This window comes from Achromobacter sp. DMS1, from assembly GCF_001270295.1.
The window spans coordinates 1-13,035 of sequence record NZ_LHSJ01000091.1; the positions used below are offsets into that span (position 1 = coordinate 1).

The following is a 13,035-nucleotide window of genomic DNA, read 5'->3' on the forward strand; positions in this document are numbered from 1 at the left end:
GGGCCCGCACGCAGGGGCCGCGCTGGCTGCGCCCGACCGTGGCGGCCTATGTGGAGCTGTTCCGCAACACGCCGTTCCTGATCCAGCTTTTCTTCATTTTCTTCGGCCTGCCGGCGCTGGGCGTGCAGCTCGGCGAGATGCAGGCGGCCTGCCTGGCCATGGCGCTCAACCTGGGCGCCTACAGCGCGGAAATCATCCGCGCGGGCATCGAGGCCACGCCGCGCGGCCAGTACGAGGCGGGCGCGAGCCTGGCGCTGTCACCCGGGCAGGTGTTCCGCCACATCGTGCTCAAGCCGGCGCTGATGCGGATCTGGCCCGCGCTGTCTTCGCAGATCGTGATCGTCATGCTGGGCTCGGCGGTGTGCTCGCAGATCGCCGCCGAGGACCTGACTTTCGCGGCCAACTTCATCCAGTCGCGCAGTTTCCGCGCCTTCGAGGTGTATTTCGCCGCCACGGGCATTTACCTGGCGCTGGCGGTGCTGCTGCGCATGGCGCTGCGCCTGGCGGGCCGGCGGCTTTTCGGCAGGCCGGCGCCATGATCGAGTTCTCGCTGTGGGACATCGTGCGCAATCTGCTGCTGGCGGCGCGCTGGACGGTGGCGCTGTCGCTGGTGGCGTTCGCCGGCGGCGCGGTCGCGGGGCTGCTGGTGCTGATGCTGCGCACCTCGCGCGCGCGGCCGCTGGCGCGGCTGGCATGGTGCTATATCGAACTGTTCCAGGGCACGCCGCTGCTCATGCAGTTGTTCCTGGCGTTTTTCGGGCTGTCGCTGGCGGGCGTGGAGGTGCCGCCGTGGCTTGCCGCCAGCGCGGCGCTCACGCTGTGGTCGGGCGCGTACCTGGCCGAGATCTGGCGCGGCTGCGTGGAGGCCGTGCCCAGGGGGCAATGGGAAGCCTCGGCCAGCCTGGCCCTGGGATACCTGCAGCAAATGCGCTACGTGGTGCTGCCGCAGGCGCTGCGCATCGCCGTGGCGCCGACGGTGGGCTTTGCGGTGCAGATCGTCAAGAGCACCGCGCTGGCCTCGATCATCGGCTTTACCGAGTTGTCCAAGGCCAGCACCATCGTCACCAACGCCACGTTCCGCCCGTTTACCGTCTATGCCTGCGCCGCGCTGATCTATTTCGCGCTGTGCTGGCCCCTCTCACGCCTCAGCCTGCGGCTGGAAAGGAAGTTGCATGCCCCTCATCGCTCTTGAAGACGTCCGCAAACGCTACGGCGACAACGAAGTGCTCAAGGGTGTGACCCTGCGCGTGGAGCGCGGCGAAGTCATCGCCATCATCGGCAAGAGCGGGTCGGGCAAGAGCACGCTGCTGCGCTGTATCAACGGCCTGGAGCAGATCGACGGCGGCGCCATCATGGTGGCCGACGCGCAGCTCGGCGACGACGAGCTGCGCCTGCGGGCGCTGCGGCTGAAAGTGGGCATGATCTTCCAGCAGTTCAACCTGTTCCCGCATCTCACGGTGGGGCGCAACGTGATGCTCTCGCCCATGGTGGCCAAGCGCATGCCGCAGGCCGAGGCCGAAGCCCTGGCGCGCGCCATGCTGGAGCGCGTGGGACTGGCGCACAAGTTCGACGCCTGGCCCGACCAGCTCTCGGGCGGCCAGCAGCAGCGCGTGGCCATCGCCCGCGCGCTGGCCATGCAGCCGCTGGCGCTGCTGTGCGACGAGATCACTTCCGCGCTTGACCCGGAGCTGGTCAACGAAGTGCTGGCCGTGGTGCGCGAACTCGCCGCCGACGGCATGACGCTGCTCATGGTCACGCATGAAATGCGCTTCGCGCGCGAGGTGTGCGACCGCGTCGTCTTCATGCACCTGGGCCGCGTGCACGAAATGGGGCCGCCCGGCGAGCTGTTCTCCGCGCCGCAAACGGAAGAGCTCCGGCAGTTCCTGGGCCTCAGCGGCTGAAGCCGCGCGCGGCGATCTCCCACACGTCCGCCACCACGCCGTCCTTCACCACCACCAGGCCGTCGTGCAGGTTGAAGGTGGGGTCGACGTGCGACGGCACCAGCTTCAGCACGCTGCCCAGCGCGGGCGCGGCGGCGCCCGGTTCGACGCGCACGACGCTGTGCTCGTCGTTGACGGCCACGCACGTCAGGCCCGGCGCGCCGAACACGGCGGGCGGGCCGCATTCGGCGCTGGCGGACTTCAGCCCCGCGTCCAGGATCACGCGGTCCGGCGCCGGCGTGCTCATCACGGTGGCCAGCAGGAACAGGCTGTTCCGGAACGCCAGCGGCCCGCCCCACTCGTTGGCGCCGTAATCGACGTCCATGAAGGCATAGGAGCCGGCCTGCAATTCGGTGTAGACGCCGCTGGCCGCATCGAACTCCGCGCTGCCCGTGCCGCCGCCGGTGACGGTGTCGCAGGCGATGCCGCTTTCCCGCAGCAGTTGCTGGTACGAAGCCGCGGCGCGCGCGGCCTGGCGGCAGACGCTGGCGCGCTCGGCGCGGCTGCGCAGGTGCTGCACCGAGCCGTGGTAGGCCTGCAGCCCGGCGAAATCGACGCCCGGCAGCGCGCGCGCCTGGTGCGCCAGCGCCAGCACGGCCTGCTCGTCGGCCACGCCGCAGCGGCCCTGGCCCACGTCGACTTCCACCAGCACGACGCCCGCCTGCGCCATGGCCTGCGACAGCGCGGCCAGCGTGTCCGCGTTGTCCACGCAGACGCTCACGCGCGCGGCGCGCGCCAACTGCGCCAGCAGCCTCAATTTGGATTCGCCCACCACTTCGTTGCTGATGTGGATGTCGGCGATGCCCGCCGCCACGAAAGGCAGCGCCTCGCTGACCTTCTGGCAGCAGATGCCGCGCGCGCCCAGCGCCAGTTGGCGGCGCGCGATCTCCGGGCATTTGTGCGCCTTGGCGTGCGGGCGCAGCGCCACCTGGTGGCGGTCGGCCCAGGCCTGCATGGCGCGCAGATTGGCCTCGAAAGCCGTCAGATCCAGCACCAGGCTGGGCGTATCGACGCGATCCAGCGCGTCGCCCGGCTGCGCGGGCGGCGGCAGGGCGATGCCGCGTATGACTTCCTGGGACATGAGGGACTCCATCGTGTGTCGCGCCCGAAACCATAACCAAAGTTGGGCTTCCCATAACCAAACCGCGGGTTTACCCCCAGGTAAACGATAAGCGCCGGGCCATTGGCTTCACGCAGGCCGCATGCAAGAATTTCGCTACAACAAAACGTTACTCCATCCCAATCCGGAGAAGCTCGCATGAAACTCAAGAACTGGATCACCACCCTGACGCTGGCCGCCGCCGCCATCGGCCTGTCCGGCGCGGCGCAGGCGCAGCAATTCTTCCGCATCGGCACCGGCGGCACGGCGGGCACGTACTATCCGGTGGGCGGCATCATCGCCAACGCCATTTCGCAGCCGGGCAAGCTCATCGCCACCGCGGTGGCGTCCAATGGCTCGGTCGCCAATATCAACGGCATCCTGGGCGGCTCGTTCGAGGCGGGCTTCACGCAATCCGACGTGGCCTACTGGGCCTATTCCGGCACGGGCATCTTCGACGGCAAGCCCAAGGCCCAGGACCTGCGCCTGATCGCCACGCTGTACCCCGAAAGCATCCACCTGGTGGCGCGCAAGGGCGCCGGCATCAAGAGCGTGGCCGACCTGAAGGGCAAGCGCGTCTCCATGGACGAACCCGGCTCGGGCACGCTGGTCGACGTGCGCATGATCCTCGGCGCCTACGGCATGACCGACAAGGACATCAAGGCCGAATACCTCAAGCCCAACCAGGCGGGCGACAAACTCAAGGACGGCGGCCTGGACGCCTTCTTCTTCGTGGGCGGCGCGCCCGCGGGCGCCATCGCCGAACTGGCCTCCAGCGGCGCCGGCATCGAACTCGTGCCGCTGGTCGGCCCCGAGATCGACAAGCTGCGCAAGGAACAGCAGTTCTTCACGCCCGACGTCATCGCGGCCAACACCTACCAGAACGTGGGCGAAACCAAGACCATCTCGGTCAACGCGCAGCTCGTGACCTCGGCCAAGCAGTCCGAGCAGACCGTCTACGACATCGTCAAGGCGCTCTACAGCGACAGCACCCGCAAGACGCTGGACAACGGCCACGCCAAGGGCAAGCTGATCACCAAGGAAAACGCCGTCAAGGGCGCCGGCATCCCGTTCCACCCGGGCGCCGAGAAGTTCTACAAGGAAGCGGGCCTGCTGAAGTAAGCCGGCTTCGAGCTCCTCGCGGAGCATGCGGCGCGCCGCCGGCGCGCCCCCATCTGACACAGGGCCGCCGAGCGCGGCCCTGTTCGCGGTATTACCCTGAGATTGACGGCTATGGAAATAGACCACGACAAGACCCAGCAGCTCGCGGAAAAGTACGACTCGGAAATCCGCTTCCGCCCGCTGGACAAGACCGCCACGATCATCGTTTCCGCGCTGCTGGTGGCGCTCTCCCTCTTCCACTACTACACCGCGGGCTTCGGCCTGCTGCGCGAGGCCACGCACCGCGGCGTGCACCTGGCTTTCGTGCTGAGCCTGATCTTCCTGGTGTTCGGCTTTTCCAAGGCCCACTACCAGCGCGAACCCAAATCCACCTGGTACGCGCCGGGCGGGGTGCCGCTGTACGACTGGATCATGGCCATCACGCTGGCCCTGTCCGTTCTGTACATCCCCTATATCTTCGACGACCTGGCCTTCCGCGTGGGCAATCCGCTGCCCATGGACGTGTTCATGGGCACGGTCCTGCTGGTGGGGCTGCTGGAAGCCACGCGCCGCGCCATGGGCTGGCCGCTGCCCATCATCGCGCTGGTGTTCATCGCCTACGCCATGCTCGGCCCGTACTTCCCGGGCCTGCTCAAACACGCGGGCAACACCTGGCCGCAGGTCGTGAACCACATGTATCTCACCAGCCAGGGCGTGTACGGCGTGGCGGTGGGCGTGGTGGCGACCTACGTGTTCCACTTCGTGCTGTTCGGCGTGCTGGCCACCCGCATCGGGCTGGGCCAGCTTTTCCTCGACGTGGCTTCCACCGTGGCGGGCCGCTACGCCGGCGGCCCGGCCAAGGTTTCGGTGTTCGGCTCGGCCATGTTCGGCATGCTGTCGGGTTCCTCGGTGGCCAACGCCGTGACGGTGGGCTCGCTCACCATTCCGGCCATGATCCGCATCGGCTATCCGCGGCATTTCGCGGCGGGCGTGGAAGCGGCCAGCAGCACCGGCGGCCAGATCACCCCGCCCATCATGGGCGCGGCCGCCTTCCTGATGATCGAGTTCCTGAACATTCCGTACCAGCAGATCGCCATCGCGGGCATTTTCCCGGCCTTCCTGTATTTCTTCGGCATGTTCATGCAGGTGCACTTCGAAGCCAAGCGCGAAGGGCTGCGCGGCCTCACGCCCGATGAAATGCCCAAGCTCGGGCAATCGTTCAAGAAGCGCTGGCCCACGCTGATACCGCTCGTGCTGCTGATCGGCGTGCTGGCCAGCGGCCGCACGCCTTACCTGGCGGCCTTCGCGGGCATCACGGGCTGCATCGTGGTGGGGCTGCTCAACCCGTTCCAGCGCCTGAAGCTGCGCGATCTCTACGAGGCGTTCGAAACGGGCGCCAAATATGCGCTGGCGGTGGGCGCGGCCGCGGGCACCGTGGGCATCGTGATCGGCGTGGTGACGCTGACGGGCGTGGGCTTCAAGATTTCGTACATCGTCATCTCCGCTTCGCAGGCCCTGGCCGGCCACGTCGCCACGATCATGCCGGACGCCATCGCCAACATCCAGACGCTCACGCTGGTCGCCGCGCTGCTCATGACCGGAATCGTGTGCGTGCTGATGGGCTGCGGCGTACCCACCACGGCCAACTATCTCATCATGGTGGCGGTGGCGGCGCCCACGCTGGTGCAACTGGGCGTGCAGCCGATCGCCGCCCATTTCTTCGTGTTCTATTTCGGCATCCTGGCCGACATCACGCCGCCGGTGGCGCTGGCGGCCTACGCGGCGGCCGGCATGGCGGGCAGCGATCCGTTCAAGACCAGCATTACGGCCTTCCGGCTCGGCATCACCAAGCTCATCGTGCCTTTCGTCTTCGTGTTCTCGCCCTCGCTGCTCATCTCGGTACAGGGATTCACGTGGTACGACTTCTTCGTGACGCTGGGGGGCTGCATGGTGGGCCTGGTACTGCTGTCGGCGGCATTCTCGCGCTACTTCCTGGCTCCCATGAAGCGCTGGGAGCGCTGGCTGTGCACCATCGGCGCGCTGCTGACCATCATGCCCGGCATCGCCAGCGGGCTGGTCGGGCTGGCCATCTGCATTCCGGTGTTCGTGCGCCAGATCGCGCAATTCAAGCTGGAGAGCCGCCCGGCCCGCGCGGCCTGACGGCGGAAGCGCCATCGGTGCGCAGGGGCGGGCCGCGAGGGTCCGCCCCTTTTTTCATGGCGATGCGGGCGACGGCGCAGCAAACCAGGCATTGTGACGGTTTTTTTCCCTCGAAAAACCGAAGATGGGCGCATGCAACACCAGGGCCTTCCGGCGGTTGCCCGGCCAAATAAATCGGCGTACAGTAAAATTCATGTTTGCTGGTTTGCCGATATGCGGGCCGACTGTGCAAACAGGCACAACACTGCGCCATATGTTCGATATCCTGGTTTATCTGTTCGAGAATTACTACACGCCGCAAGCCTGTCCGGCAGCGGACGTGCTGGCGAAGCGTCTCGCCGCGGCCGGCTTCGAGCACGAAGACATCGACGACGCCCTGGGCTGGCTTTACGGGCTGGCCGAAACCACGGAGCGCTGCGTCGATCTTGCCCAGGCTCCCGCCACGGGCACGCGCATCTACACCGACCTCGAATACCAGCAGCTCGGCACCGAATCCATCGGCTTCATCGCCTTCCTGGAATCGGCCGGCGTGCTGCCCGCGCCCCTGCGCGAAATCGTGATCGACCGCGGCCTCGCCTCGCCCGAAACCCCGGTGCCGCTCTCCAAGATCAAGATCATCGCTCTCATGGTTCTCTGGAGCCAGGAAGCCGAGATCGACAATCTGGTCCTGGAAGAGCTGCTGGACGACGAGGGCGCGCGGCGCCTGCACTGAGCGCCGCGGGTTCCGCCCGGTTTTCCGTTTCGACCCGCGGCCGCGCCGCGGGCGTCTGTTCATACCTCACCCCGCTTGACTGACTACGTAGGCCGATTCGCTCCCAGCCCCAGCGGGCCGCTGCATGCGGGCTCGCTGGCGGCGGCGCTCGCAAGCTGGCTGGATGCGCGCGCGCAGCGCGGCCGCTGGCTGCTGCGCATCGAGGACGTGGACACCCCGCGCACCGTTCCCCGGCGCGGCCGAGCGCATCATGATGCAACTGCGCGAGCTGGGCCTGCACTGGGACGGCGAGGTCGTGTGGCAATCGCGGCGCGGCGCCGCCTACCAGCAGGCTTTCGATGCGCTGGCGGCCCAGGGGCGGGTCGCGGTACGGCTGGCGGCTGCACGCGCCGCGAGATCGCCGATTCCGCCCTGCGCGGCCCCGCCGCGCCGGGCGCCGACGGCGAGCGCCCCTATCCCGGCACGTGCCGGCACGGCCTGCCGCCGGGCCGGCAGGCGCGCGCGTGGCGAGTGCGCATGCCCGAAGGCGTGGAACGCTATACGGACCGCTGGCTGGGGCCGCAGGAACAGGACGTGGCGCAGGCCGTGGGCGATATCGCCATCCGGCGCGCGGACGGGCTCTGGGCCTACCAGCTCGCCGTGGTGGTCGATGACGCCGCGCAGGGCGTCACCGACGTGGTGCGCGGCGCCGACCTGCTGGGCTCCACCGCGCGCAGCGCGTGCTGGCTCGGCTGCTGGGCCTGCCGCCGCTGCGCTATCTGCACGTGCCGCTGGTCATGGACCCCGTCAGCGGGCTGAAGCTGTCCAAGCAGAACGGCGCGCCGCCCATCGACACGGCCCGCGCGCTGGCGGCGCTGGAAAGCGCATGGCGCGCCCTGGGCTTCGCGCCGCAAGAGGCGCACGACGTTCCGGACTTTCTGGCGCGGGCCACCGAGACCTGGGCGCGGCGTTTCCCCCTGCCCTGAACCCGCGGCCCGTCAAAGCGGCCGCAGGTCTTCACCCAGCATGCGCACCAGCAGCGCCTCGCCGTCGTGGCCGACGCGCAGCTCGCCATAGCGCGCGCGCTCGTAGCGCTGGGCCTGGCCTTCGGGGAAGAAATAGGCGTTGGTGACGATGCGCACGCCGTGGTTGCGCACGCGATAGCGCAAGGAGATCTCGTCGGCGCCGACCGGCAGCGCTTCGGACTGGATGCGCAGGGGCTGCGCCACGCCGCGCTCGTCCGGCGCGAGCACGACATAGCCGTCGGGCTCGTAATCCAGCGGCGAAGCGGTTTCCGGGCGCGGCGCGCTCATGCGCATGCGCGTGACCTCGCGGCTGGCGGCGAAATCGAGCGCCATGTAGTCGCCCTGCATGAGCGAACGCGGATCGACCGGCGCCAGCTCCAGAATCACCACCTTGCCCGAGGCCAGCAATCGCTCGCGCTGCCAGATGCCGCCGTTGGCGAACGCCAGCGCCAGGACCAGCCCGCCCAGGATGGCGGCCGTGCGCCAGCGCAGCGCGGCGCTTGCCCGCGGCAGCGGTATCGCCAGCTCGGGCGCGCGCGCCTGCGCATCAGCTGCGGCACCAGCCAGACCAGCGCGCGCATGACGAAAAGCAGCAGCGCGCCGCCGGCCAGCCACAGCGCCTTCTGCAGCAGCGGCACCTCGAGCTGGTAGTAATAGATGGCCAGGTAGGCCAGCAGGCTGGCCACGCCGAACATCAGTAGGGCGCGCAGGTTCAGGCCGAAGCCCAGCAACAGCCAGGCCAGCGCGAATCCCACCCCGGGGCTGGGCAGCCAGAACACGGACAGGATCAGCAGGCCCAGCGGCACGCCCCACACCAGCCCGGCCGTCAGCAGCCGCCGGGGGGCCAGGTGGAAAATACTCCTCGCCCCACAGGGACTTGATATAGGCCGTCGCGGCCTTTACTGCCCGGAATAGGCTGCTCAGCGCACTATCCATAACGCTTTCATCAACAGCTTCCGGTGTCTTCGCTGAATCTACGATCAGGTCAAGATAGCGGCCCAAAGTTGGTGCCATTACCATGAATGGGCCAATGCTTTGCCCCTGAAGAGGAGCATGGATAGAAATTCCCTTCTCCAGCGCAATATCCTCAAGCGCTGCCGAGGCATCATAGATGGACCGCAACTTCCTTCTCAGGGCTTCAACTGACTCATAGTTCTCGAAGCGATCAATCAGTTGATCTGCGTATATCCATGGTCTGTTGATCCAGAGGTTCTTGACTGTGCATTGCTCCAAGACCTTCCGCAGCCCATTGGCGTGGTCGCGGTCAGGGTGTGTGAGGATCACATGGTCGATGACAGTTGTTCCGTAATAGGTTTTCAGATGCTCGACGATCTGATCTCCCGTATCCAGGTATCCACCGTCAACGACGTGTACGCCCTCAGTGCCATTCACCGAATAGCGTAGCGTGATCGCATCCCCGCTTTTCGCTGTTTCGACGCCTAAAAAATCAATCTCGAAGTAGTCAGCCATAAATCCCCCTCATTCTCTGAAAAAAGTGTCGGTGACTTTGTTCTTACCAGCGGTCAACCGCGCACGTGAGTCCTGTTGGAGTCCATACTAACGACACGGCGGGGAGACCACCTGCATCCTCAGCGATGCTGCGCAATGTATTTCGGTCTATCCCTGAATGCGCGCCGCCTTTCGGGTGGCTGTGCCAGGTGCCAATGAAAGCGAGATACCCCAAAGAGGCCTCGTTTGCAGCACGCAAACTTTGGACAAGCCCACTGGTTCCAAGGACGAAGCGGGTTGCCTTGCGAACGCTGTCAGAGGGCGCCTCGACAAGGCCCGCAATGGTGATGGTTCGATTTTCAAACGAGATACGGCCAACCAAGGCGCCTCCTGTTTCCACCGCACCCCAGTGCAGCGCATCAGCATTGATCGCGTGCGCCACAGGGTCGAGAATCCGAACGCTCCAGCCACCATCGTCCGCTACATCGAGCACAGTGGTTGGGCCAAGGCTCGCGCGACTCCAGGCCATGCCAAGGCCTTCGGCGTCCGCGATGCCAGCACAAAGCGTCGCTTCCTTCGGCAGCCCATCAACGAGCCAGCGTTCCAGTTGCACTCCAGCCAGTGATGCAGACCGCGAAACAACGGCATCTGACATTGGCATGGTCAGTGAGCGGCAATTGTCCCCTACAAAAATGCGCGTCGGCTCCGACGTATCACCGGCAATCGACGCACGAAGTTCTGGCACAAACCGGCAGCACTCGAATAAGAATGCCGTGAGGTCGTCAACCCGACCGGCGCGACTTGGCCCTTCAAGCAAAACCGCGACACAGCGCCCCTGGCCATACATCACGACCCGTGCCAGTCGAGTTGGGGATTGGTCCAATGCTTTTGATTGCGTTTCTGCGGCCAGTACCTGAAGTGAAGCCGTCGTATCCACGATAAGGGCAGCATCCTGAGGAACGCTGGTGGCGAACTGTTCCGGATCGACTAGGAGGGTCACAGCGTCAGCGTCGAACGCGCGCGATTGAAGATGCGACAGTTCTTCAAAGGCCGTCTTCATCAGCGCCGACTTCCGAGGCGGGATCAGCACCGATGCTCGCTCAATGAGTGCATGCCGCGCTATGTTGTGAGGTGATATGGATTCGTTGTCAACGAAAGTCATTGAGCCGAAACCAGCCCGCCCGAGGTGCATCGCGATTTTTGATCCCACACTACCGCAGCCAAGGATGACCAGTGGCTGCGATGTGGCTGCTGACGGGATACCAGATGTCCGTGCCAGCAGCTCGGGAGACAACGCATGCGCATGAAAGGCGGGGTGAACCGTGGCATTTCGCTCTAGGAGCGATTGAGCGTTGAGTTCATAGCGCACCACATAGGGCAATACCTCGACATTCCGGCCTGGTGATCCAACAAGCGGCGCTGGTCTTTGTACAGTCAGAATCACAATCGCGTACAAACCGTGCACCCAACCACGCGAGTCTTGTTGCATATCCAGAATCGAGCGCCCGTAATAACCCTCCAAGCTTTGGGCTAAAGCGTCACGATCGATACCAAGTTCCGCTGCTCGATCTAGCAGTGTCGTGAGATCGACAACCGTCTCCGGTTGATAGCGTTCGACTACATACGGGTGGCCATCGGTGATTGGTCCCCGCGCAATGAAGGTCGCGGTATGGCCATTCCCCCAATTTCCCAACTTGTCGTTGTGAACGCCTTGGGAAAACACAGGATCAACTTGTGCGCTCAGCTCGTCATCGATGATGGCGTATAGCCCGCCATCAATCGTCACGTAGCCCGCGGAAACCACCAAAACCGCGCCGTCAACGGGGGCGGCGGCCGCGACCTTTTCGGCACTGAAGACAACGGTCGAAGGACAACTATCTCGCCGCGTCGGTTCCCACCCTTGCTCCAGGTCCAACAACGTTCCGGCGGCAGCCTTGTGCAGCCAATCAACCAACTGATCGACAATGGCGTCGAGACCAAACCGATGCAGCAGTTCGTTCAAAGATCCTTCGAACAGGCATGGCGAAACCAACTCGCCTTCGCGATGGGGGTTTATGTGTGGCAAGTTGAGCGGGAAGTCCGCACGCAAGAAGGGCTTGGGCGCGGATAGGGGCCAGTCACTGCCGAATACCAGCACGCATGTCTCGACGGCACGCACCCCGGTTTCGGAGACGCCGCTACGCCGAGACCTGCTTGGCAGTTGCACGGCAACATCGACTGCTATCTGCGTCAATGCACCGATTACCGTTGGTTCGCCAACGCGGGTCAAGCCCCGATGTCGCTGAAGTTGATGCAGTGCGTCTGCGATAGCGTCCGTCATGATGCCCCGTGCGGCATGGGAGTTCGCGCGGAGGTAATCACGGCGGCGGCCTTCGATCCAGCTTCCTTCTTCGAGGGGGGCTGCACACCTTGGGAAGTGACAGTGAAAACGAGGGGCTCCACGGATTTCTCGCTCGGGTATTCACCCGTGCAGTAGAACTCACCCTTTGCTTCCTCCACGATTTCAACGTATTCACGCTTTGCACGGATGCAGGGCGGATCGCTGTCGTCATCCTTGATCGGCTTGCAACTTGCGACGATGACGGCGCCGTCGCGGGTCTGTGACAATGCATCTCGGGCATCGGCATCAAGTTTTGCTTTTTCTCCGCACTTCGACCAACTGTCGTAAGACAAAGAGTGCCAAGAGCAATGATGAGGCGTCTGCATGATGTCGTACTCCAGAACCTCGGCATCGGCCTTATGGCGCTGCCACTGACGGTTCCAGATAAATACTTCAGCATCTCCACCAGTTAGAAACTTCGCGCCATCTGGTGTCGCCGCATCGGCAGCTAACGTGAAGTTCAAAATCACACTGGACTGATTTTTGACCAGGCACTCTTCCTCTTCCTCATCGTCCTTTGCGTCCAATGGCGCAAGAAGAAACGCGGAGAAGAATGCTGAACTCTTACCGTTGATTGTCGAGAAGCGCGTATCGACCTTCCGCACGATGGAGGTGAGGTCATCGGTCTTTCCATTGATGTCCTCCCCCATGATCTGGATGCGATCACCGGCCCCAACGGCGAAGTTCTTGTCTCGGTTCAACTGAACACGTCGGCGCGCTCGGTAGCCCACGCCTTCGCGTCATCACACAAGGTAAGGGCCTTGCTCGCACGCCGAAACACAATGGGAGACGACCACATCTCGCGAATGACGATCTTCTTGTCCTTGTCGTCCTTCTTGTCATCCGGGTATTTGTCCAATTCGCCCAAGTAGAAGTGCCGAGTCAGCCCCCGACAGTGGTCGTCGTCGGGGTGGCTCAGCAGGAAGGCATCAACATATGGCCTGCCGTTCTCATCCTTCTTCAGTCGATCGCGCAGGTCCTTGGCAACATCACGCGCTTCCCCATCAGGATCGTCGGCATCTTGCCGGATGTTTACGTCGATCAGTAGCGTGGTGGCATCAAGATCACCGAACTTGATGAGGGTCATGTCCCCGTTGTCAACGGGGAAAAAGGTGATGGTGGTGGGCACTTGGGGTCTCCGGGTAGACGACCGAGGAGTGATCGCGTATAGTTAATGTACGACTATTTTT

Annotated in this window: 10 protein-coding genes and 2 pseudogenes; 7 read left to right on the top strand and 5 right to left on the bottom strand. The window is 64.6% G+C overall.

Translation table 11 applies throughout. From position 1 onward, the window contains the following. The 3 genes from AD428_RS12525 to AD428_RS12535 all read left to right on the top strand — a co-directional run. The coding region (locus AD428_RS12525; RefSeq protein WP_053245379.1) for an amino acid ABC transporter permease at positions 1-539 on the top strand (539 nt) is incomplete at its 5' end. Beyond that, positions 536-1,192 carry an amino acid ABC transporter permease gene (locus tag AD428_RS12530; protein WP_053245380.1) on the top strand — a complete coding sequence of 219 codons (657 nt, stop codon included), beginning with the start codon at positions 536-538 and terminating at the stop codon, positions 1,190-1,192. The genes AD428_RS12525 and AD428_RS12530, both read left to right, overlap by 4 nt. Then, positions 1,173-1,901, top strand: coding sequence for an amino acid ABC transporter ATP-binding protein (locus AD428_RS12535; RefSeq protein ID WP_053245381.1), 729 nt, complete (start codon positions 1,173-1,175; stop codon positions 1,899-1,901). Before AD428_RS12530 ends, AD428_RS12535 begins: the two co-directional genes overlap by 20 nt. On the opposite strand, the gene AD428_RS12540 is transcribed toward AD428_RS12535, so the two are convergent. Further along, positions 1,891-3,021 (bottom strand): DSD1 family PLP-dependent enzyme, encoded by a 1,131-nt coding sequence (locus AD428_RS12540; RefSeq protein WP_053245382.1) that lies wholly within the window; start codon positions 3,019-3,021, stop codon positions 1,891-1,893. The genes AD428_RS12535 and AD428_RS12540 overlap by 11 nt on opposite strands. A gap of 177 nt (positions 3,022-3,198) precedes the next feature. Here AD428_RS12540 and AD428_RS12545 point away from each other — a divergent pair, with 177 nt between their 5' ends. The 4 genes and pseudogenes from AD428_RS12545 (at position 3,199) to gluQRS (ending at position 7,977) form a co-directional block, all read left to right on the top strand. Then, positions 3,199-4,161 (top strand): TAXI family TRAP transporter solute-binding subunit, encoded by a 963-nt coding sequence (locus tag AD428_RS12545; RefSeq protein WP_053245383.1) that lies wholly within the window; start codon positions 3,199-3,201, stop codon positions 4,159-4,161. Positions 4,162-4,272: 111 nt separating this feature from the next. Beyond that, positions 4,273-6,300 (top strand): TRAP transporter permease, encoded by a 2,028-nt coding sequence (locus tag AD428_RS12550; protein ID WP_053245384.1) that lies wholly within the window; start codon positions 4,273-4,275, stop codon positions 6,298-6,300. 253 nt (positions 6,301-6,553) lie between these two features. Further along, on the top strand, positions 6,554-7,012 hold the full coding sequence (locus AD428_RS12555; RefSeq protein WP_053245385.1) for a DUF494 family protein: 459 nt from the start codon (positions 6,554-6,556) through the stop codon (positions 7,010-7,012). Positions 7,013-7,087: 75 nt separating this feature from the next. Beyond that, positions 7,088-7,977, top strand: a pseudogene (gene gluQRS, locus AD428_RS12560) (tRNA glutamyl-Q(34) synthetase GluQRS). Between the two features lie 12 nt (positions 7,978-7,989). Here gluQRS and AD428_RS24925 read toward each other — a convergent pair. The 4 genes and pseudogenes from AD428_RS24925 to AD428_RS29925 form a co-directional block, all read right to left on the bottom strand. Further along, a pseudogene (locus AD428_RS24925) lies at positions 7,990-8,855 on the bottom strand (GDYXXLXY domain-containing protein); the annotation flags it as partial. 674 nt (positions 8,856-9,529) lie between these two features. After that, positions 9,530-11,785 carry a ThiF family adenylyltransferase gene (locus AD428_RS24935; RefSeq protein WP_082308383.1) on the bottom strand — a complete coding sequence of 752 codons (2,256 nt, stop codon included), beginning with the start codon at positions 11,783-11,785 and terminating at the stop codon, positions 9,530-9,532. Beyond that, entirely contained in the window at positions 11,782-12,546 is a 765-nt protein-coding gene (locus tag AD428_RS29920) for a hypothetical protein (protein WP_235490059.1), read from the bottom strand. Before AD428_RS29920 ends, AD428_RS24935 begins: the two co-directional genes overlap by 4 nt. Next, positions 12,543-12,974, bottom strand: a complete 432-nt coding sequence (locus AD428_RS29925) for a hypothetical protein (protein ID WP_235490078.1) — start codon at positions 12,972-12,974, stop codon at positions 12,543-12,545. Before AD428_RS29925 ends, AD428_RS29920 begins: the two co-directional genes overlap by 4 nt. Between the last annotated feature and the right edge of the window lie 61 nt (positions 12,975-13,035).